Origin of the sequence: Streptococcus sp. HMSC071D03, assembly GCF_001812125.1 — a bacterium.
GTDB classification, from domain to species: Bacteria; Bacillota; Bacilli; order Lactobacillales; family Streptococcaceae; genus Streptococcus; species Streptococcus pseudopneumoniae_N.
In genome coordinates this window covers 6,722-7,132 of sequence record NZ_KV807810.1, presented here as the reverse complement: position 1 = coordinate 7,132, position 411 = coordinate 6,722, and the positions used below count along the sequence as shown (strand labels likewise).

The window sequence follows — 411 nt, the reverse complement described above, 5'->3', positions numbered from 1 at the left end:
TATTGGTTAGAAAGTCTGTTTCATAGCGTTTAAAGGTGATGGAACTCTCAATATCAAATCCTCCCAAAATGGCTGCGATTCCTTCATCTGTTGCTTCTGGTATATTTTTTTTGATTGCATCCGCAAAAGCTCTTGCACGTCTTCCTTTATCTCCAGATGTTTCAATATTACTGACAACAGATGTTGCTTGGGTATATTCTACACGCTGGAAGTAAAAACCGACATTGACATAAGTCCAGCTCTTCTTGATATTCCCATCTCTATCTTTCTTATTTGCACGATCAGGTTCTAGCTTTTGATAATAAACAGTTTGATTTCCTTCAGGTGCTACTTTCCCGATGATATCTCCAGATTTAACATGATCACCTGTTTTATAGCGAATCGTATCTACGTTCTTATACAGAAACTTGG

1 pseudogene is annotated in these 411 nt (G+C 37.5%); it reads right to left on the bottom strand.

Going from position 1 to position 411, the window contains the following annotated elements:
• Positions 1-411: pseudogene (locus HMPREF2837_RS09515) on the bottom strand (M23 family metallopeptidase); the annotation flags it as partial.